This window comes from Affinirhizobium helianthi (assembly GCF_042680945.1).
Taxonomy (GTDB): Bacteria; Pseudomonadota; Alphaproteobacteria; order Rhizobiales; family Rhizobiaceae; genus Neorhizobium; species Neorhizobium helianthi.
On record NZ_JBHUEQ010000003.1, the window covers coordinates 498,071 to 517,363 of the forward strand.

Genomic DNA, 19,293 nt, shown 5'->3' on the forward strand with positions numbered 1-19,293 from the left:
CTGTGTCAAGAAAGTCAGAAGCATGACGAGCTTCCTCACGCCATGACGAACCTGGTGCGAGCCCGAAACACGCGTTCTCATACACGGCCAAGTCAGCCGGACCTGCCGTTTCCTGTGGGCTCCCTTCATTAACGTTTAAGCAACGCTATTTTCACGAACCTCCGTGGAGAGACAGAGCCTCTGCTAGAATGTCGAGCAATTGGGCCAAAAGGAGCTTCGATGAGCATCTCTTCCATCATGGCAATTTCCCAATCCGGCATGCAGGCGCAGACCCGGCGCGTTGAGGCTGCGGCGAGCAACATAGCGAATGCTTTGACGCCCGATTACACGCGTTTGAATGCATCCCTTTCGTCCACGGCAAACGGCGGCGTGGAAGCCAGGCTAGCGCGCGATGCTGACACCTCAGGCGGAGGCTCGCAGCCGGACCTATTGTCGGACATGACTACGCTGATGACGGCCGAGAGCACTTTCAAAGCCAATGCAGCCGTGTTCGAAACGGGCGCCGATATGTGGGAACTTCTCAGCACAATTGTCAAAGACGATTAAGACAGCCACGCATTGCGAGTGACAAACGAAAGAGCGGCAGCCGCTGCTGCCCCTCTTTCGTTTCAGTCGATAGGCCCAATCAGCCGACAAAGGCGCGTTCAATAACGAATTCGGCAGGCTTGTTGTTTGCGCCTTCCGTCAAACCGGCCTTTTCGAGCAGTTCCTTGGTGTCCTTCAACATGGCCGAGGAACCGCAGATCATCCCGCGATCAATAGCCGGATCGAGTGGCGGAACGCCTAGATCGGTAAACATCTTGCCGTTCTCGATGAGATCGGTAATGCGGCCCTGAAACGGGTAGTCTTCGCGCGTCACCGTTGGGTAATGCTTTAGCTTATCGCCCACGATTTCCGCCAGGAATTCGTGATTGCGAATCTCTTCCATGAGGCCGAACCCATATTTCAGCTCCGCCACTTCGCGGCAGGTATGGGTGAGGATAACCTCATCGAACTTCTCATAGGTCTCCGGGTCACGGATCAAGCTGGCGAAGGGAGCAATGCCCGTTCCGGTCGAAAACATATAGAGCCGCTTGCCCGGGGTGAGTGCATCCAGAACCAGCGTTCCTGTGGGCTTCTTGCGCATCAGGACAGTATCGCCTGGCTTGATCTTCTGGAGGTGCGAGGTCAGAGGACCGTCTGGAACCTTGATCGAAAAGAACTCAAGCTCCTCATCCCAGGCAGGGCTTGCGATAGAATAGGCGCGATAGATCGGCTTCTCGCCGACCATCAGCCCGATCATCGCGAACTCACCCGAGCGGAAACGGTAGCCGGCGGGCCGCGTCATGCGAAAGCGGAACAAACGGTCGGTATAATGCTCAACCGCCAATACGGTTTCTGCGTAGACACCATCCGGGATGGCGGCAGGCTTCTGAGCAAAATCGTCATTCTTGGCAGGAGCGTTCATTATATTGATCTCATTCCAAAGGCTGGCTTTGCGCCACTCAAATATACCAATACCGTGGGTAGTTGAAGGCAGGAGGCGCAGGTTGTTTCGCCGCAGGCGGAAAAATTATCCCCCTGACAGTGCCTTTCACCCAAACCCTCCTCAGGCAGAACGGCGTCTCCAGCTATAGGCTTCGCCTGCTTCAGCCGGGCGTGCTGTCGGCTGATAATGAACGCTAATGCCCGGCAGGCGTTTCTCCGCCAATCTCTTCAATGCGGTTTCATTCGAAACAGCAAAACTGTCAAAGCCGCAACGAAGCATCAAAGGAATTTGGTCAATCAAAACATCGCCGACCGCACGAAGCTCGTTGGCATAGCCAAGACGTTCGCGCAGCAGTGAAGCGTGGCTGAAACCCCGCCCATCATTGAAAGCCGGGAACTGCACCGCGATGACTTCAATCCGGTAGAGATAAGGCTCCAACCGCCGCACATCGTCGGCAGGATTGACGACGACGCCAAAGCCGACCTCATTGCTGCTATCGGCAAGCTCAATCAAGGCATTGATGGAGAGAAGGGCTTGCTGCCCCTCACCCGCCTTCTGCTCTTCGGTCTCGATGACCCACGGATCATTTTCAACGAAACCGGCTTCTTTCCAAACACGTGTCATCACCAGTTCCTCACGCAGCTTCCGCTGTCTGACCGTATAGAGCATCCTTGAACGGCTGCGGCCCAACGCGACGATAGGCTTCCAGGAAGGTTTCCTCACGCGAAAGACGCAGGCCCAGATATGTGTTCACAATCGTTTCTATCGCGTCCGTTACCTTCTCCGGCTCGAACCCGCGACCGATGATTTCCCCAATCGAGGTGTGCTCGTCAGCCGATCCGCCAAGTGTGATCTGATAGAGTTCTGCGCCCTTCTTTTCAACGCCGAGGAGACCAATATGCCCGACATGATGATGCCCGCAGGCATTGATGCAGCCCGATATCTTGATCTTCAACTCGCCGATTTCCGCCTGCCGTTCAGCGGAACCGAAACGCTCGGAAATGGCCTGGGCGACCGGAATAGAGCGGGCATTGGCCAGCGCGCAGTAATCAAGCCCAGGACAGGCGATGATGTCTGTGATCAGATTTGAATTGGCTGTGGCAAGACCCTGCGCAAGCAGTGCCCGATAAACGGGTTCAAGATCCGCAAGCGCCACATGCGGCAGAATAACATTCTGCTCATGGCTGATGCGAATTTCATCCAGAGCATATTCCTCCGCGATGTCAGCAATCGCCTCCATCTGAACGTCGGTTGCGTCGCCGGGAATACCGCCAATCGGCTTCAGCGAAATGGTCACCATGCCGTAATCGGGGTGCTTGTGCGGTTGGACGTTCTGATCGACCCAGCGGGCAAAGTTCGCATCGGCCTTCTTCCAGCCCGCAAGCTGCGCCCAGCCTTCGGGGCGAGCCTCCAGAGCTGGCGGTGCGAAATAGGCTGTGATGGCTTGAATATCAGCTTCCGGCAGCTTCAATTCGGTTTCCTGCAGATGCGCAAATTCCTGCTCAACCTGACGCGCAAGCTCTTCAGCACCCGTTTCGTGAACGAGGATTTTGATGCGCGCCTTGTATTTGTTGTCGCGGCGGCCATGCAGGTTATAAACGCGCATAATGGCGGTTGTATAAGAAAGAAGATCCTGTTCAGGCAGGAAATCGCGGATCTTCTTGGCTACCATAGGCGTGCGGCCTTGGCCGCCACCCACGTAAACAGCAAAGCCGATTTCGCCCTGCTCATTCCGCTTCAGATGAAGGCCGATGTCGTGAACCTGGATCGCCGCCCTGTCGCGCTCGGCTCCGGTCACGGCAATCTTGAATTTACGCGGAAGGAACGAGAACTCCGGATGAACGGAGGACCACTGACGCAGGATTTCTGCGTAAGGACGGGGATCAGCAACCTCATCGGCTGCAGCGCCAGCAAAATGATCTGCCGTAACGTTACGAATGCAGTTGCCGGATGTTTGCAGCGCATGCATCTCCACGCTGGCAAGCTCCGCCAGAATATCCGGCGTATCGGCAAGCCGCGGCCAGTTGTACTGGATATTCTGCCTTGTCGTGAAATGGCCATAGCCACGATCATATTTGCGCGCGATGTGCGCAAGCATGCGCATCTGCCGGCTGTTCAGCGTGCCATAGGGAATGGCCACGCGCAGCATATAGGCATGTAGCTGCAGATAAACGCCGTTCATCAATCGCAGAGGCTTGAAAGCATCCTCGGCCAGTTCGCCCGAGAGACGACGCGAAACCTGATCACGAAACTGCTCAACACGACCTGCCACAAAGGCGTGGTCAAACTCATCATAACGGTACATTTCAGTCCTCAGGCGGCAATAAAGGCGGGATCGGCGGGCTTGTAGCCGCTCGCATATTCCATGGTCGGACCGGCGGCACGGATGCGCTCGCGCAGACGCAACGGGCGGATCAGCCCATCAACCTCTTCGACGTCGATGACATTGACGTCAACAACGAGGTTTGCGGTAAAATCGCGCTTGCCGATCTCCTCAAGAGCAGAGGCCGCCTCGGCATGTCGCGCGACGAGAGCCTCCTGCAGATTCTCCGTCCACTGCCCTCCAGCATTAAGCCAGACAGCGATGCCATCCGTCAGACGGTTCGCAGTCAATACCTTGTCAGCCATTTCTCATTCCCGGTTCAACATCGCACCGACATGGATGCAGTCAGATAATGGAATAGAGTATGGCAGACTGTTGAGGAAAGATGAAGGAATGCCTGTTCTCGCTTTCTCACCTGAGGACATTTTCATTCCTGAACTATGCGTGAGCGCAGAAAACCCCTCCGGAGCCTTCAAGCGCGAGCATGGTTCTTCGCGAATCCTGCATTGACGGATTCCCGGTTCCAACAGGGGAGCGGACCTTCTATGCTCATAGCAGTAACCGCTTAAATATGAGGACCACGCGTGACCGCTCCCGTTGATCCATCCCGACTGCTGAACGTTATCGAGCAACATATCTTACCCTTGACTGAGAAAGGTGTCGCACTTGGCAACAAGGTATTCGGTGCGGCAATCCTTCGAAAATCGGATCTGTCGCTGGTGCTGGCGGAGACCAATAACGAGCTGGAAAATCCGCTTTGGCATGGCGAGGTTCATACACTCAAACGCTTCTACGAAATGTCGCAGAAGCCCGATACGCGAGACCTCATTTTCCTTTCAACGCACGAACCCTGCACCATGTGCATGTCTGCGATTACCTGGGCCGGCTTTGACAATTTCTACTATTTTTTCAGTCACGAGGATTCGCGCGATGCCTTTTCCATTCCTCACGACCTGAAAATCATGAAGGAAGTCTTCGCACTTGAACCGGGTGGCTATCGCCGCCAAAACGGCTTCTGGAATGCCTATGCCATATTGGATCTGGTGGAAAACACCAATGGGCAGACAAAGCTGGAATTGCAAGCGCAAGTCCAGCGTATAAAGCAATGCTACGATCGGCTTTCGAGCAGCTATCAGAGCTCAAAATCCAGCAACAGCATTCCGCTGAACTGACCTGCAAACCGGAAAGTGCGCTTCATGCAACCATCGAAAGACATCAACCGCCTTCTGGACCTCATGGCCGCCTTGCGCAACCGTGAGACGGGCTGCCCATGGGATGTTGAGCAGACCTTCGAGACAATCAAGCCCTACACGATTGAGGAAGCCTATGAAGTCGCAGACGCCATAGAGCGTAACGATATGGAAGACCTGAAGGACGAGCTTGGCGACCTTCTCTTCCAGGTCGTCTTCCACGCACAGATGGCGCAGGAAGCCGGTGAATTCTCTTTCGCGGATGTGGTCGAGGCAGTCATGACCAAGATGATCCGCAGACATCCGCATGTCTTCGCAAAGTCGGATGCCGACACGCCCGAGGCAGTCAAGCTGCAATGGGACCAGATCAAAGCCGCAGAGAAGAAGGACCGGGCGGAACGGCGGGCAAGGCGCGGACTTGTGGAGGACAGCAAGTCAAGCTTCCTCGGCGCTGTACAGCGGAGCCAACCGGCTCTGAGCGAAGCCCTTAAACTTCAGGAAAAGGCGGCGAAGGTCGGTTTCGATTGGTCGGAGCCGGAACCCATTCTGGATAAGGTTGAAGAGGAAATCGCAGAACTGCGGCAGGCCATGAAGGAGGGGCGCAGCGAGCGGATCCAGGATGAACTCGGCGATCTGCTATTCGCGCTGGTCAATATTGGGCGGCATGTCAAAAGCGATCCCGAACAGGCACTGCGAGGAACCAATACGAAGTTTCGCAGGCGCTTCGGCCATATTGTACGCGAGCTCTCCAAACAGGGAACATCGCTGGAAGCAGCCTCTCTCGAAGAGATGGAAGAACTCTGGCAGCACGCCAAGCAGGTGGAAAAGACCGAAGCCGCGGAGTGAGCGGCGGCACGGTGGCAGCACGCAATGCGCCTGCCACCGTCAGCGATCAGCGCTCCCAGTCTTCTTTCTCGACCGGCTGGAGCACGCCCAGTTTGCGTTCTAGGGCGTTTGCCTGCTGCTCGGAGAGACGCAGATCAAACGCCACCGAGCCGTCTTCGCGATCTTCGCGTCCGTCCACCATGGCATTGTCATAGATCCAGGAGATCAGCGACAATTTCTCCGGTGGCAACACCACAGTCGTTTCGGTCACCACACCGGCAAGACGTTCAGCAATCTCCGCCAGGAGTGGCTCAATCCCCTCACCCGTGATTGCTGATACCGCCAGCACGTTTTCGCGGCCCTTCGCCTTTTCCGACACAGCTTCGTGCGCCTCTGGCTCCAGGCGATCAATCTTGTTCCAAACCTCGATGATGCGTTCGCTGCGCTCTTTCTCATCGATGCCGAGATCATCCAGAATGCGCAAAACATCCGCGGATTGTGCCGGATTGTCCGGATCGGACATATCTCGCACATGCAGGATCAGGTCCGCCTCCAGCACTTCTTCCAGCGTTGCACGGAAGGCCGCAACGAGATGCGTGGGCAGATCGGAGATGAAGCCGACCGTGTCAGAGAGGATCACGGTTCGGCCATGCGGCAACTTCATCCGGCGCAAAGTCGGGTCAAGCGTTGCAAAGAGCATGTTCTCCGCCAGCACACCTGCACCGGTGATGCGGTTGAACAGCGTAGATTTGCCAGCATTGGTGTAACCAACCAGTGCAACAATGGGGTGAGGTACCTTGCGTCGCTTGGCGCGATGAAGCTGGCGCGTTCTTACCACTTGCTCAAGCTCACGCTCCAGCCTCAGGATTCGCTCCTGCAGCAGGCGGCGGTCTGCTTCGATCTGTGTTTCACCGGGGCCACCCATGAAGCCTGCACCACCCCGCTGGCGCTCCAGGTGGGTCCAGCTGCGGACAAGCCGCCCCTTCTGGTAATTGAGATGCGCCAGGTCAACCTGCAGCGTGCCCTCTTTCGTGGAGGCGCGCCGACCAAAGATCTCAAGGATCAAGCCCGTACGGTCAATGACCTTGCAATGCCATTCCTTTTCCAGATTGCGCTGCTGAACCGGTGTCAGCGGATGGTCCACGATAACGAGACCACAATCGTTATCGTCCAGCATCTGTTTGATTTCAGCGATTTTTCCGGTGCCCATCAGCGTGGCGGGGCGCGGCTGGCTGATTGGCACAATCAGCCCCTGCGCAATAGTCAGGTCAATCGCGCGGGCAAGACCCGTTGCCTCTTCAAGACGCGCCTCGTCTGACCGTCTCGGAACAGGCACGGCGCCCTCGGAGCCAGGCGATTGGGAATATCTGGATTGCTTCAGAACAGGAACCAGCACCAGCGCGCGCATGTCATCACGGCGCTTTTCTGCATCTGGAACAAGGGATTCATTCGAGGTATCGCGGCTGACTATGATCGTCGTCCTTCGTAAAACTAGAGCCTAATCCAACCGGAGCGAAGCGAGGATCGGGTCAGATTATGCTTCAAAAATGAGAAGCCCAGAGAGCTATTCCGATTCAATGGGTCGAAATGCACCCTCATGCATGATCGTGCACACAGAGCAGCTTTGTGCAAGCTAACTCCCGTGAACAAACACGAAAACCGCCGAAGAGTTCGGCGGTTCCTTTTCATCATGCTTGAGCAGGGTGCAAGAGCGATATGGGTTGCCAGTCGTGGGGTTTCAACCTCCAGCGACGCACGATATCAGCCCGCCGCCTCTTCACTTTCGAACATCTGCATCGGCTGGCCGGGCATAATGGTGGAAATCGCATGCTTGTAAACCAGCTGCGAATGCCCATCCCGGCGCAAAAGAACGCAAAAATTGTCAAAGGAGGTCACGACGCCCGTAAGTTTGACACCGTTGATCAGGAAAATTGTAAGTGAGATCTTCTGCTTGCGAACCGTGTTGAGAAACAGATCCTGCAAATTTTGAGAACGTTCCGCCATAGCGCCGCTTCTTTCTTTTTTGCCGGTCTTCAAGACCGGGGGATATTGATCACGCTCGGAAAAGCCAGCGGCAAACCCTCTCCTGCATCCGCTGTCCGGTTATTTGGTTATCAAATAGCCGTGTTGAACGCAACGCCCAATCTTGGCGTCTGCCGCAGGCACAGATCGCGCCGCTTCACGTTGAAATTACTGTTATATATCAGAAGGATGAAATAGGAGGCGGAGTGTTGACACTTTGCATGCGTGAAGATGGCGTGTAACGGCCCTCTTCATCCACAGAAGATTTCAGTAGCTTGCAGAATCGGTCAATAAGCGGCGGCTGATATCACGACGCCCAATCGGAATGCGGGGCCGTTAGCAGGTCCCGCATTTCATGTCATGCAGATGCAAATCACACGCCGAGCGACTTGAGCTTGCGGTGCAGTGCTGATCGCTCCATGCCAACAAACTCAGCGGTGCGGGAGATGTTGCCGCCAAAGCGGTTGATTTGCGCGACGAGGTAATCCCGCTCGAACATTTCCCGTGCTTCACGCAGGGGCAGTGTCATGATGTGGTGATCGCCCTTGGTGGAAATTTTCGGCAGCATGTCACCAAGGTCAGTTGGCAGCATATCTGCGGAAATAGGCGTGTCCGGCCCATCAGTACGCGCCAGAATCATCAGGCGCTCTATGTTGTTCCTCAGCTGGCGAATATTGCCCGGCCAATCATGGGCCTGCAACACGGCCATCGCGTCTTCGCCAATTTTTCGCGGGCGTATGCCAGCCTGATCGGAAATTTGCCGCATGAACATATCAACGAGGAACGGAATATCCTCGCGGCGTTCGGCAAGGGCTGGCACTTTGACCGGCACCACCGCCAGGCGGTGATAGAGATCCTCACGGAATATGCCCTCCGCAATCAAGCTCTCCAGGTGATAGGCCGTCGAGGAGATGATGCGCACATCCACCTTCACCCGCTTGGAACCGCCGACCCGCTCAAATTGCTGATCCACCAGAACGCGCAGGATCTTGTTCTGCGTCTCACGCGGCATTTCCCCTACCTCATCAAGATAGAGGATACCGCGATGCGCCTCTTCAAGCGCTCCGATCTTGCGGGCCTGCCCCGGACCGCCCTCCGTGCCGAAAAGGGCAATTTCCATACGATCCGGAGTAATCGTCGCGGCATTCAGCGCAACAAAGGGGCCGTTTGCGCGTGATGATTTGCGATGAATCATCCTGGCAACAAGTTCCTTACCGGAGCCGGACGGACCGAGGATCATGATGCGGCTGTTGGTCGGGGCGACCTTTTCAATGTTCTGCCGCAGTTGCGATATGGCAACCGAGGTGCCAACCAGTTCTGCTGCGTCACCTGTGCGCTTTTTCAGCTCCGTAACTTCGCGCTTTAGCTTTGAGTTTTCCAACGCGCGTTCAGCGATCAGGATGAGACGGTCAGCCTTGAATGGCTTTTCAATGAAGTCAAACGCACCGCGCTTGATTGCGGACACCGCCGTTTCGATATTGCCGTGACCGGAAATCATCACCACCGGCAGCTCGGGATGGCGAGCCTTGATTTCATCCAGCAGAGCCAGTCCATCAAGCTTGCTGCCTTGCATCCAGATGTCCAGGAAGATCAGGCGAGGCACACGATCCGAGATCGCAGCAAGCGCGCTGTCGCTATCGTGCGCCACGCGGGTTTCATGGCCTTCGTCCGACAGAATTCCTGAAACGATATCACGAATATCAGCCTCATCATCTACGACAAGAATATCAGACGCCATAGGACATTTCCTTGTTCTTCTCTAGGTGCGGCAGAACTGCGGACTGCGCATGCGGCAGAACAACCCGAATCATGGCGCCATTGCCATGATCGAAATCCGCCGGCGCATCGTGCAGCTCCAATTGCCCACCATGCTCTTCAATGATTTTCTTGACGATCGCCAAGCCGAGACCGGTGCCCTTCTCGCGCATCGTCATATACGGCTCGAGGATCCTGTGACGGTTCTCGGCGGGAAGCCCGCTGCCATTATCAATGATATCCACCTGAAACTGGTCTTTGGCAGCATCATAGATGGAGCGAACGAGGACCTTGCGTCCGTCCCGTTGCTCGTCGCTCGGCACTGCCTCAATGGCCTCTACCGCGTTCTTGATGAGGTTACCGAAGGCCTGACCCAGCATGCGCGAGTCGAACAGTCCCTCCAGCCGCTCATCACCAAGTTCACGGTGGAAGGTAACGTGGCTTGCGCCCATCTCACGAAGGAAAATCGCATCGCGCAAGATATCGCGCAGATCGGCAATTTCCTTGGATGGCTTGGGCATGCGGGCAAAAGCCGAGAATTCATCCACCATCCGCCCAATATCGCCAACCTGGCGAACGATTGTGTCTGTGCACTGGTCGAAGACGGCCCGGTCGTTCTCGTCAATCTGCTTCCCGTAACGGCGTTTCAGGCGCTCTGCGGAAAGCTGGATCGGCGTTAATGGATTCTTGATTTCATGGGCAATGCGGCGGGCAACATCCGCCCATGCGGTAGAGCGTTGAGCAATCACCAGATCAGTCACATCATCCAGCGTAATGACATAGGATTCGCTGGCGCTCCGCTGCTCTTCCCGCGTCACCTGCACGCTCACGGTCCGTTCCTTGCCGTTGCGCATGAGGTTGACTTCCTTGCGGAATTCGCCGCGCCCACGCCCGGTTGCTTCTCGAAGCACCTGCTCAATTTCCGGAGCAACCTCTTCCAATCGTTGTCCCACGAGGCTTTCTGCCGGAGCACCGAGGAATTCTTCCGCAGATTTGTTGACGATGGCGATACGATGATCATCCTCGACGCCGATAACCGCTGCCGTCACGCCGGATAGAACCGCCTCAATGAAGCGACGACGATCATCCACCTCATCCTTAGCCTCAAGAATTTCGTCGCGCTGACTGCGGATCTGCGAAATCATCTTATTGAATGTGCGGGAAAGATTGCCCACGTCGCCATCCGCCGAGCGTACCGGCACCACAACATTCAGGTTGCCTGTCGCGACATTATCAGCCGCGCTGATCAGCAGGCGAATAGGACGAACGATTCTGTCGGCAACTGCAATGGCTGTCCAGATCGCAGCGAGAAGCACGATCAGCGCAAAACCGAGATAAAGCACCGCGAAGGCGACCTGCAGGCTCATGCGGCCAGCCTCCATCGCCTGATACTCTGCCCTGTTATCCTCCATCAGGCGCATAGCGCCCATCACCTTCGGATCGACTGCACGGATGGTGTAGAGGAAAGAGCCGGGAATGGCATCCAGCTTGATCACTGCGCCAACGAGGTTGGTGATGCCCGGAGGAATCAGTGTTGGCGTGCCCGCTGCAGAGCTTGCCAAAGCATCCTTCGGGATTGCCGGGAGTGGCTTCTCTGTCTTGATATCCGCTTGCGCAATCGCCTCACCGTCATCGCGAACGAGAAAGGCGCCAAGCAAGGCACGGCCCTTTGCCTGTCGCGTCATCAGGTCAACAAAGCCTGTGCGGTCCAGATAGAACATGGCACGATTTCGTTCGAGATCGTTGGCCATGGAAGCCGTCTGGCCCTGCAGATAGCTGGCATTTTCAAGCATATAGGCGCGAGCGACATCGAGCGACGATTGCACGATCGATTGCGTGCGCAAGGAAAACCATCTGTCGAGCCCCACATTCAGGGTCACACTGGCAAAAATGGCAACAAGAACAGCAGGCGTGATGGCCACAATGGAAAACAACACAACAATGCGCACGTGAAGGCGTGCGGCTGCACGGCCACGTTTGCGCGCCTTGACGAGACGCCCCACTTCGCGTGCGATCAAATAGATCAGGCCCAACACGAAAAGCGTATTGACCACCGCCGACGCGATGACAACGTTGGAGGTGGGGGCGATGGGTGTTGCACCCAGCAGGATAAAGAGGGTCGCGACAGCACAAAGCAGCGCTCCGCCAGCCAGCAGCAGTCCGGGAAGAGCGAAAGATGCCCTTCTATCCTGAATCAGGGCTGCTGCCTCGTCCACTGCGACCGGCATAGACCGCTCTGCCATTTAACCCTACTCCCCGCCCCCTGCCATTCAGGAGAACATTCCGATGATCGCGTCACGCCCTGCGGTGGAACAGGCAAATCTTAAAAGACAGCCTCGAGCATCGCGTCTGCGTTGCCATTGAGCAACGCAATGTGGCGAAAATGCAACGAAGCTTGCGCGAGAGTCAAGCAGAAGAAGCCTAGACGCTGCGGGAGCTACGATAGACCGATACGCCTAGTTCCCGAATTTTCTTCCGCAGTGTGTTGCGGTTAAGGCCGAGAAGATCGGCAGCCTTGATCTGATTGCCCCGCGTTGCGGTAAGAGCAGCCAGAATGAGCGGATATTCCATCTCCGTCAAAACCCGGTCATAAAGCCCAGGCGGCGGTAATTCATCGCCGAAGCTGGCAAAATAGGTGCGCATATTCTCTTCCACCGCCTGCGCGATGGTAAGGTTTTCGGTACGCGCCGCCATCTTCTCGATGGGGCTGTCCGGCACATCCGAGCGAAGCTCCGATTCGATGATCTCGCGTGTAATCACATCCTGGGGATAAAGCGCCATCAAACGCCGGACCAGGTTCTCAAGCTCGCGCACGTTGCCGGGCCAGGCATAGCTTTTCATCATGTCGAGCGCTTCGTTATCGAAGCGTTTGCCGTCTAGCCCCTCTTTCTCGCCCATCTGCATGAAGTGTCGGACAAGATCCGGAATATCTTCGGCCCGATCGCGCAGAGGCGGCAATCGTAGCGGCACCACGTTGAGGCGATAGTACAGGTCTTCGCGGAAGAGGCCCTGATTGATGAGCTGCTTCAGATCCTTGTTGGTTGCTGCAACAATGCGGACATCCGTGCGGATCGGTGTTCGACCGCCCACAGTGGTGTATTCCCCCTGTTGCAACACACGCAGAAGACGGGTTTGCGCATCCATCGGCATATCGCCGATTTCGTCGAGAAACAGTGTGCCGCCTTCTGCCTGCTCAAAGCGTCCGGTGGAGCGGTTCTGAGCCCCGGTAAAGGCACCCTTCTCGTGGCCAAACAGTTCAGATTCGATCAAGTCACGCGGAATGGCGGCCATGTTGATCGCAACGAATGGCCCGTTGCGACGCTTGCCATAATCATGCAGCGCCCGCGCCACAAGTTCCTTACCTGTACCGGATTCCCCGGTAATCATCAGCGTAAGATCCGTCTGCATGAGACGCGCCAGAACGCGATAGATTTCCTGCATCGCGGCAGAGCGGCCGACCAGCGGCATGCCATCCTGCATATCATCGTCCAGCTTCGCCGGCTTGCGCTTCGGTTCCGCCAGAGCGCGGCCGATGATGGCAATCAACTCTGTCAGGTCGAAGGGTTTTGGCAGGTAGTCGTAGGCGCCCTTTTCGGAAGCCTTGATCGCCGTCATGAAGGTGTTCTGCGCGCTCATCACGAGTACCGGCAGGTCTGGTCGTGCCTTCTTGATGCGTGGCAATAGATCGAAGGCATTCTCGTCCGGCATGACGACATCCGTCACCACGAGATCCCCATCACCGGCGGAGATCCAACGCCAAAGTGTTGCGGCATTGGATGTGATCCGAACGTCATATCCCGCGCGCGTCAACGCCTGGTTCAACACTGTGCGGATGGCGGCATCGTCATCTGCGACAAGGATGGTAGCTGTCATTTCAAACGTCCTGTCGGGTTCGGAAGCAGCCTTCAATCCTGAAGGCCGTCGCCTTTATGCATGGGCATCAAAACACGGAAAACGGTCTTTCTGGCCTGGCTATCGCATTCAACGATACCGCCATGTCCGCCAATTATCTTGGCAACAAGAGCAAGGCCAAGGCCGGAGCCGTTCGTCTTTGTTGTGATGAATGGGTCAAACAAATGAGGAAGAATATCACTGGGAACGCCGGGACCGTTATCGATTACGCAGAACTCCAGCGGCAGCGAAATCTTCTCACGCGTGCCAGCGACCGACAGGCGGATGCCGGGCCGGTACGCCGTAGTCAGCATGATTTCACCATCCGGCTGCGCACCTATGGCCTCGGCCGCATTCTTGATGAGATTGAGAAAAACCTGCACCAGTTGATCGCGATTGGCGAATACCGGCGGCAATGAAGGGTCGTAATTTTCAAGGATCTTCAGATCGCGTGCAAAGCCAGCCTTCGCCACCGCCTTCACGTGATCCAGCACCGCATGAATATTGAGCGGAACACGATCTACCGGACGCTCATCCGAGAAGACTTCCATGCGATCGACAAGAGAAACGATACGATCCGTTTCATCGCAGATGAGGCGCGTGAGCGCCCTATCTTCATCCGCAACCGAGGTTTCCAGAAGCTGCGCTGCTCCTCTTATGCCGGAGAGCGGATTCTTGATCTCATGTGCCAGCATGGATGCCAGACCGGTGACAGAGCGCGCTGCGGCACGGTGCGTCAGCTGACGGTCAATCTTGTCCGCCATGCTGCGCTCCTGAAAGACAACGACCACCGCACCCGGCTCGCTGACGACAGGCGCCACATAGAGGTCTACAAGCTTTTCCTGTCCCAATCGTGGAGAGGACAGATCCACCCGGTATTCGTTGACAGGAGCTCGGCGCTCCCTCACCTGATCGATCAGCGCCAGAAGCGGGCTTCCGAAAGGGATGAAGGTGGATATCTTGTTACGGGCAAGATGGGTTGCGCTTGCCCCGAAAAAGGCTTCCGCTTCCCAGTTCGCAAACGCAATCTGCCCTTCATTATCCACCATGATGACCGGATTCTGAACCGAGTTCAGAACAGCCATGGCTACACTATCCTGCACGGAGGCACTCATGCGGCCACCCTCTGGCTGTTATCCGCACCGTTTAACAGTGCCTCCTCAAGAACACGCAAAACTGTCTGAGGATCTTTTTCGGTCATCAGGTTCGCTTTCATCTCTGCAGGAGTATCAGGCGCATTCTGTTCAAGGTACCAGGCGACATGTTTTCGTGCGTGGCGCAAACCAGCCTCACGCCCATAGAAATCCAGCATCATGGAATAATGCTCGCAGGCCACTTTGGCCTTTTCCATGCAAGACGGCTCCAGTGCACCGGCCATTACGCCAGGATACCAGGGCCTGCCCTGTGCACCTCTGCCGATCATGACAGCATCCGCACCCGAGCACCGCACGATCTCTTGTGCATCTGCTGCGGACAACACATCGCCATTGGCGATGAGTGGAATATTGATTGTTTCACGAACAGCACCAATGGCTTCCCAATCAGCCTTGCCTTCGTAAAACTGCATCCGGGTGCGGCCGTGAACTGTGATCAGCGCCACCCCCGCCTCTTCCGCTCGCCGCGCAATGACCGGAGCATTGATGGTTTCACTGTCCCAGCCAAGTCGCATCTTGACCGTGACAGGAACACGAACAGCCTTGACGACCGCCTCAATCAGCGAGAGCGCATGATCAGGGTCACGCATGAGAGCCGATCCGGAATAGCCACCTGTAACCTTCTTCGCAGGGCATCCCATATTGATGTCAATAATGTCGGCGCCCTCGCCTTCGACAATCCTCGCCGCCTCCGCCATCCAATGCGCCTCGCGTCCGGCGAGCTGCACCATATGTGGCTTGATGCCGGTACTCCTCAGGCGCTCCCAGGATTCACCGCGGTTATGCACCAGCTCCCGGCTGGCAACCATTTCCGTCACCACCAGCCCCACCCCATAGCGCCAGGCAATCTGGCGAAACGGCAAATCCGTCACGCCGGACATGGGCGCGAGAACCATTCGATTACGCACACAGACGGAGCCTATGGCAAAGGGTTGGGACGGATCGAAAAGAGCCAATTGATCATCTTTCGGGCACACAAATTAACTGCCCTATTTTTATTCATTCAAATTCATTTTGCCAAGAGCGATTCCAGCAATGCGCGAATTATAGGCGCTGCACTGGAAAACGTGTTTTTGAGTCTATAGTTCTCGGCTGTCAATTGCCCGATGCTGAGAATCGGGCCTTTCCAAGCAGGATTTGGTGTATGTCGACGGGTGTGGTCATTGTTGCTGCAGGGCGTGGTGAAAGAGCGGGCTCGCCGGAACGGGGTCCCAAGCAGTATCGTCTGATCGGTGGGCAGCCCGTGCTCCGCCGCACGCTTGAGGCATTCCTGAACTGGCCCGACAGCGGCCCAATTGTCACAGTTATCCATCCGGATGATCAAGCCCAGTTTTCGGAATCGATCCGTGATCTTCCCGGTGCAGAACGAGTTCTGTCTGTTATGGGCGGCGCAACTCGACAGGAATCGGTGCTTCGCGGTCTGCGTGCGCTTGGCACTGCAGGGCCTCACCATGTGATGATCCACGACGCGGCGCGCCCCTTTGTCGATCGCTCACTTCTACAAGCAATTGCTGTACGCCTTCACGAAGGCCATGATGCGGTGCTGCCGGCAGTCGCCATAGCAGATACCCTCAAGCGAAGCTCCGCAGATGGCTTGGTGGAGGCAACGGTCTCGCGGGATCGGCTGTTTGCCGCACAGACGCCGCAAAGCTTCCATTATGAGAAGATCCTGGAAGCGCATGAAAAGGCTGCCGCAAGTGGGCGCAGCGATTTCACAGATGACGCCTCCATTGCCGAATGGGCCGGGATGCCGGTCTTGCTGGTGCCGGGTTCGGCTCAGAATGTTAAACTCACGACAGCACAGGATATTGCCATGGCTGATGCCAAATTCACCGGAAATTCGCTTCCAGACGTACGCACCGGCAATGGCTATGACGTTCATCAGCTGGTGCCGGGTGACGGTGTGACGCTTTGCGGCGTGTTCATCCCACATGATCTGAAACTGCACGGACACTCCGATGCGGATGTGGCGCTGCATGCGCTGACAGATGCCCTTCTCGCCACTTGTGGTGCTGGCGATATTGGCGACCATTTCCCCCCGTCCGATCCACAGTGGAAGGGTGCGGCATCGCGTATATTCCTCGCCCATGCGGCAGAAATCGTTCGCGCCAAAGGCGGTATCATTACCAATGCCGATATTTCACTTATTGCGGAAGTGCCGAAAATCGCTCCGCATCGCGACACCATGCGCTCGACACTGGCCGAGATCCTCGGCATTTCCGTCGATAGATGCTCGGTCAAGGCAACCACCAACGAGAAGATTGGCTTCATTGGGCGCAAGGAGGGTATTGCAGCAATTGCAACGGCCACCGTCATCTATGGGGAACTTCAGCGATGAGCCTTTTTCCCCAGGCGATACTGGAACAAGCTGAACGCCTCATCAGGGTCTGCCAGGAGCGTCACCTCAGGATTTCGACGGCAGAATCCTGCACAGGCGGTCTGATCGGCGGCATCTTGACCGAGCTTGCAGGCTCCTCCGCAGTGGTGGATCGAGGCTTCATCACCTATAGCAATGAGGCAAAGCAGGAACTACTGGGTGTTCAGCCATCGACACTTGCCTGCTATGGCGCAGTCTCAAGGGAAACCGCCTTGCAGATGGCAAAGGGCGCTCTGTGGCGATCCAATGCCAATCTATCTGTCGCCGTCACCGGCATTGCCGGGCCGGGCGGCGGATCGGCGGAAAAACCTGTCGGTCTTGTTCATTTGGCGGCGATACACCGCAACGGTCGCCTCCTGCACCGTGAAATGCGCTATGGCGATCTCGGACGCGAAAAAGTGCGGCTCGCAACCGTGGAGACAGCACTTCAATTGCTAGCAGAATTGGCTGACGTGTAGACCTTGTCCGCCCTCTCCTCGAACGCCTCCGCGAACATACGAAAAGCGCGATCGAACATGGAGCCCATCAGGGCACCCAGTATTCGGCTCTTGAACTCGTAATCGATCACAAAATCGACGACGCAGCCTTCCGGGGACTCTCGGAAGCGCCATTGATTATCCAGATACTTGAACGGCCCTTCGATGTATTTGACGTCTATCGCCAGTTCAGCCGGATTGAGCAAGACCTGCGTGGTGAAGGTTTCGCGGATAGCTTTGTAACCTACCGTCATATCCGCAACCAGCAGGGTTTTGCCGTCACGCTCCTTGCGCGAACGAATGGTCAAAGCCTCGCATAGCGGCAAAAATTCCGGATATTTCTCGACATCTGCCACTAGAGCGAACATGTCCGCCGGCGAGTGTCTTACAGGTCTATGATTTTCAAACTTTGGCATGAATATCAGCTAGTCATGCGGCGTGCCGATGGCAAGAGACAGTTCGCCGCGCCCTTACATTCAAGATGACAATCGCACAAGCATTGGCGGCGACAAAAGCCTAACGGGTGCTTGTTCGCACCCGTTGAGCGATCAGCTTATTCCGCTGCCATCAGCTTCTTTTCCCTCGCCGCCTTCAAGCGGGCAAAATCATCACCGGCATGATGTGATGAGCGGGTCAGAGGGCTCGAAGACACCATGAGGAAGCCCTTGGTATAGGCAACGGTTTCGTACGACTTGAATTCTTCCGGCGTAACGAACTTCTCAACCTTGTGATGCTTGCGGGTGGGCTGCAGATACTGGCCAATCGTCAGAAAGTCGACATCGGCAGTGCGCAGATCGTCCATAAGCTGAAGAACTTCATTCCGCTCTTCACCAAGGCCAACCATGATGCCGGACTTGGTAAACATCGTGGGATCAAGTTCCTTGACCCGCTGCAAAAGACGAATGGAGTGGAAGTAGCGAGCGCCGGGACGCACCGTCAGATAATTGCCCGCGACCGTTTCCATATTGTGATTGAAAACATCCGGCCTTGCCGCAACCACACGCTCCAATGCTCCGGGCTTCTTCAGGAAGTCCGGTGTCAGGATCTCGATGGTCGTCTGCGGGGATGCCGCACGGATCGCCCATATTACCTTTTCGAAGTGCTCGGCGCCGCCATCGTCGAGATCGTCACGATCAACAGAGGTGATGACAACATGGCTAAGGCCCATCTGCTTGACGGCCTTGGCAACATTCTCCGGCTCGTTCTGATCGAGCGCATTCGGCTTGCCGGTCGCGACATTGCAGAAGGCACAGGCGCGCGTGCAGATTTCACCCATGATCATGAAGGTGGCGTGCTTCTTGTCCCAGCACTCGCCGATATTAGGGCAACCAGCCTCTTCACAAACCGTGACCAGCTTGTGACTACGCACAAGCTCACGCGTCTCCTGGTACCCCTTCGAAGTCGGCGCCTTCACGCGGATCCATTCCGGCTTGCGCATGACCTCCGTATCGGGGCGATGCGCCTTCTCCGGATGCCGGACCCGCTTCGCATCGTCGGATGACATGCGGTCGAGGATTGTTACCATGACAATATGCTTCCTTAATCCAGGGTACGGATCAGCGTCTTACCAGTTTCGCGACAAATAACAGAGCGCACGCTCCGAGAAAACCGCTGATCAAGCCGCCCCATGCACCGGGTTCGACCCAAATTCCAGCACGCTCCAATATGGCTGTTGCAAGCGCTGCGCCTACCACGCCGAGCACGATGTTCATGAAGACGCCAAAGCGTAAATCCATCAACATGCCAGCCAACCAGCCTGCCAGACCGCCGATGATAATCGTTCCGAAGAAACCCAAGCCTTCCATAGACCGC

General features: G+C 56.2%; 19 protein-coding genes. 5 read left to right on the forward strand and 14 right to left on the reverse strand.

Annotated features, from left to right (window positions below):
• Positions 1–219 precede the first annotated feature (219 nt).
• Entirely contained in the window at positions 220–546 is a 327-nt protein-coding gene (locus ACFSE1_RS02950; RefSeq protein WP_377396299.1) for a flagellar basal body protein, read from the forward strand.
• A gap of 79 nt (positions 547–625) precedes the next feature.
• On the opposite strand, the gene ACFSE1_RS02955 is transcribed toward ACFSE1_RS02950, so the two are convergent.
• The 4 genes from ACFSE1_RS02955 to ACFSE1_RS02970 form a co-directional block, all read right to left on the reverse strand.
• On the reverse strand, positions 626–1,447 hold the full coding sequence (locus tag ACFSE1_RS02955; protein WP_377396301.1) for a ferredoxin--NADP reductase: 822 nt from the start codon (positions 1,445–1,447) through the stop codon (positions 626–628).
• A gap of 141 nt (positions 1,448–1,588) precedes the next feature.
• A complete protein-coding gene (locus ACFSE1_RS02960) occupies positions 1,589–2,092 on the reverse strand; it encodes a DUF934 domain-containing protein (protein WP_377396304.1) in 504 nt (167 codons plus the stop codon).
• A gap of 10 nt (positions 2,093–2,102) precedes the next feature.
• Complete coding sequence (locus ACFSE1_RS02965) at positions 2,103–3,773, reverse strand: nitrite/sulfite reductase (RefSeq protein ID WP_377396307.1); 1,671 nt, start codon at positions 3,771–3,773, stop codon at positions 2,103–2,105.
• A gap of 8 nt (positions 3,774–3,781) precedes the next feature.
• Positions 3,782–4,096, reverse strand: a complete 315-nt coding sequence (locus ACFSE1_RS02970) for a DUF2849 domain-containing protein (protein WP_377396310.1) — start codon at positions 4,094–4,096, stop codon at positions 3,782–3,784.
• Between the two features lie 279 nt (positions 4,097–4,375).
• Between ACFSE1_RS02970 and ACFSE1_RS02975 the strand changes: the two genes are divergently transcribed.
• Positions 4,376–4,963: a nucleoside deaminase gene (locus ACFSE1_RS02975; protein ID WP_377396312.1), complete on the forward strand. Its 588-nt coding sequence runs from the start codon at positions 4,376–4,378 to the stop codon at positions 4,961–4,963.
• 24 nt (positions 4,964–4,987) lie between these two features.
• Positions 4,988–5,827: a nucleoside triphosphate pyrophosphohydrolase gene (gene mazG / locus ACFSE1_RS02980; RefSeq protein WP_377396315.1), complete on the forward strand. Its 840-nt coding sequence runs from the start codon at positions 4,988–4,990 to the stop codon at positions 5,825–5,827.
• 46 nt (positions 5,828–5,873) lie between these two features.
• On the opposite strand, the gene hflX is transcribed toward mazG, so the two are convergent.
• From hflX to dusB, 7 genes are all read right to left on the reverse strand, one after another.
• Positions 5,874–7,214: a GTPase HflX gene (hflX, locus tag ACFSE1_RS02985; RefSeq protein ID WP_377396318.1), complete on the reverse strand. Its 1,341-nt coding sequence runs from the start codon at positions 7,212–7,214 to the stop codon at positions 5,874–5,876.
• A gap of 353 nt (positions 7,215–7,567) precedes the next feature.
• Positions 7,568–7,810: an RNA chaperone Hfq gene (hfq, locus tag ACFSE1_RS02990; RefSeq protein ID WP_377396321.1), complete on the reverse strand. Its 243-nt coding sequence runs from the start codon at positions 7,808–7,810 to the stop codon at positions 7,568–7,570.
• 391 nt (positions 7,811–8,201) lie between these two features.
• Complete coding sequence (gene ntrX / locus ACFSE1_RS02995) at positions 8,202–9,566, reverse strand: nitrogen assimilation response regulator NtrX (RefSeq protein WP_377396324.1); 1,365 nt, start codon at positions 9,564–9,566, stop codon at positions 8,202–8,204.
• On the reverse strand, positions 9,556–11,826 hold the full coding sequence (locus ACFSE1_RS03000; RefSeq protein WP_377396327.1) for a sensor histidine kinase NtrY-like: 2,271 nt from the start codon (positions 11,824–11,826) through the stop codon (positions 9,556–9,558). Before ACFSE1_RS03000 ends, ntrX begins: the two co-directional genes overlap by 11 nt.
• Positions 11,827–12,004: 178 nt before the next feature.
• Positions 12,005–13,456: a nitrogen regulation protein NR(I) gene (ntrC, locus tag ACFSE1_RS03005; RefSeq protein ID WP_377396330.1), complete on the reverse strand. Its 1,452-nt coding sequence runs from the start codon at positions 13,454–13,456 to the stop codon at positions 12,005–12,007.
• Between the two features lie 32 nt (positions 13,457–13,488).
• Complete coding sequence (locus tag ACFSE1_RS03010) at positions 13,489–14,589, reverse strand: two-component system sensor histidine kinase NtrB (protein WP_377396333.1); 1,101 nt, start codon at positions 14,587–14,589, stop codon at positions 13,489–13,491.
• Positions 14,586–15,605 carry a tRNA dihydrouridine synthase DusB gene (dusB, locus tag ACFSE1_RS03015; RefSeq protein ID WP_377396336.1) on the reverse strand — a complete coding sequence of 340 codons (1,020 nt, stop codon included), beginning with the start codon at positions 15,603–15,605 and terminating at the stop codon, positions 14,586–14,588. Before dusB ends, ACFSE1_RS03010 begins: the two co-directional genes overlap by 4 nt.
• Before the next feature lie 167 nt (positions 15,606–15,772).
• On the opposite strand from dusB, the gene ACFSE1_RS03020 reads away from it, so the two are divergent.
• A complete protein-coding gene (locus ACFSE1_RS03020) occupies positions 15,773–16,966 on the forward strand; it encodes a bifunctional 2-C-methyl-D-erythritol 4-phosphate cytidylyltransferase/2-C-methyl-D-erythritol 2,4-cyclodiphosphate synthase (RefSeq protein WP_377396339.1) in 1,194 nt (397 codons plus the stop codon).
• On the forward strand, positions 16,963–17,463 hold the full coding sequence (locus ACFSE1_RS03025; protein WP_377396342.1) for a CinA family protein: 501 nt from the start codon (positions 16,963–16,965) through the stop codon (positions 17,461–17,463). Before ACFSE1_RS03020 ends, ACFSE1_RS03025 begins: the two co-directional genes overlap by 4 nt.
• Here the strand turns inward: ACFSE1_RS03025 and ACFSE1_RS03030 are convergent.
• The 3 genes from ACFSE1_RS03030 to ACFSE1_RS03040 form a co-directional block, all read right to left on the reverse strand.
• Positions 17,433–17,897: a type II toxin-antitoxin system RatA family toxin gene (locus ACFSE1_RS03030; protein WP_377396345.1), complete on the reverse strand. Its 465-nt coding sequence runs from the start codon at positions 17,895–17,897 to the stop codon at positions 17,433–17,435. The genes ACFSE1_RS03025 and ACFSE1_RS03030 overlap by 31 nt on opposite strands.
• Before the next feature lie 137 nt (positions 17,898–18,034).
• Entirely contained in the window at positions 18,035–19,006 is a 972-nt protein-coding gene (lipA, locus tag ACFSE1_RS03035; protein ID WP_377396348.1) for a lipoyl synthase, read from the reverse strand.
• Between the two features lie 31 nt (positions 19,007–19,037).
• On the reverse strand, positions 19,038–19,286 hold the full coding sequence (locus ACFSE1_RS03040) for a GlsB/YeaQ/YmgE family stress response membrane protein (RefSeq protein ID WP_377396350.1): 249 nt from the start codon (positions 19,284–19,286) through the stop codon (positions 19,038–19,040).
• Positions 19,287–19,293 lie beyond the last annotated feature (7 nt).

What these genes read in the sequence shown, in the direction of transcription:
- ACFSE1_RS02950 (WP_377396299.1), top strand. Translation starts at nt 220, where the DNA reads ATGAGCATCTCTTCCATCATGGCAATTTCCCAATCCGGCATGCAGGCG.
- ACFSE1_RS02955 (WP_377396301.1), bottom strand. Translation starts at nt 1,447, where the DNA reads ATGAACGCTCCTGCCAAGAATGACGATTTTGCTCAGAAGCCTGCCGCC.
- ACFSE1_RS02960 (WP_377396304.1), bottom strand. Translation starts at nt 2,092, where the DNA reads ATGACACGTGTTTGGAAAGAAGCCGGTTTCGTTGAAAATGATCCGTGG.
- ACFSE1_RS02965 (WP_377396307.1), bottom strand. Translation starts at nt 3,773, where the DNA reads ATGTACCGTTATGATGAGTTTGACCACGCCTTTGTGGCAGGTCGTGTT.
- ACFSE1_RS02970 (WP_377396310.1), bottom strand. Translation starts at nt 4,096, where the DNA reads ATGGCTGACAAGGTATTGACTGCGAACCGTCTGACGGATGGCATCGCT.
- mazG (WP_377396315.1), top strand. Translation starts at nt 4,988, where the DNA reads ATGCAACCATCGAAAGACATCAACCGCCTTCTGGACCTCATGGCCGCC.
- hflX (WP_377396318.1), bottom strand. Translation starts at nt 7,214, where the DNA reads ATGCGCGCGCTGGTGCTGGTTCCTGTTCTGAAGCAATCCAGATATTCC.
- hfq (WP_377396321.1), bottom strand. Translation starts at nt 7,810, where the DNA reads ATGGCGGAACGTTCTCAAAATTTGCAGGATCTGTTTCTCAACACGGTT.
- ntrX (WP_377396324.1), bottom strand. Translation starts at nt 9,566, where the DNA reads ATGGCGTCTGATATTCTTGTCGTAGATGATGAGGCTGATATTCGTGAT.
- ACFSE1_RS03000 (WP_377396327.1), bottom strand. Translation starts at nt 11,826, where the DNA reads ATGGCAGAGCGGTCTATGCCGGTCGCAGTGGACGAGGCAGCAGCCCTG.
- ntrC (WP_377396330.1), bottom strand. Translation starts at nt 13,456, where the DNA reads ATGACAGCTACCATCCTTGTCGCAGATGACGATGCCGCCATCCGCACA.
- ACFSE1_RS03010 (WP_377396333.1), bottom strand. Translation starts at nt 14,589, where the DNA reads ATGAGTGCCTCCGTGCAGGATAGTGTAGCCATGGCTGTTCTGAACTCG.
- ACFSE1_RS03020 (WP_377396339.1), top strand. Translation starts at nt 15,773, where the DNA reads ATGTCGACGGGTGTGGTCATTGTTGCTGCAGGGCGTGGTGAAAGAGCG.
- ACFSE1_RS03025 (WP_377396342.1), top strand. Translation starts at nt 16,963, where the DNA reads ATGAGCCTTTTTCCCCAGGCGATACTGGAACAAGCTGAACGCCTCATC.
- ACFSE1_RS03030 (WP_377396345.1), bottom strand. Translation starts at nt 17,897, where the DNA reads ATGCCAAAGTTTGAAAATCATAGACCTGTAAGACACTCGCCGGCGGAC.
- lipA (WP_377396348.1), bottom strand. Translation starts at nt 19,006, where the DNA reads ATGGTAACAATCCTCGACCGCATGTCATCCGACGATGCGAAGCGGGTC.
- ACFSE1_RS03040 (WP_377396350.1), bottom strand. Translation starts at nt 19,286, where the DNA reads ATGGAAGGCTTGGGTTTCTTCGGAACGATTATCATCGGCGGTCTGGCA.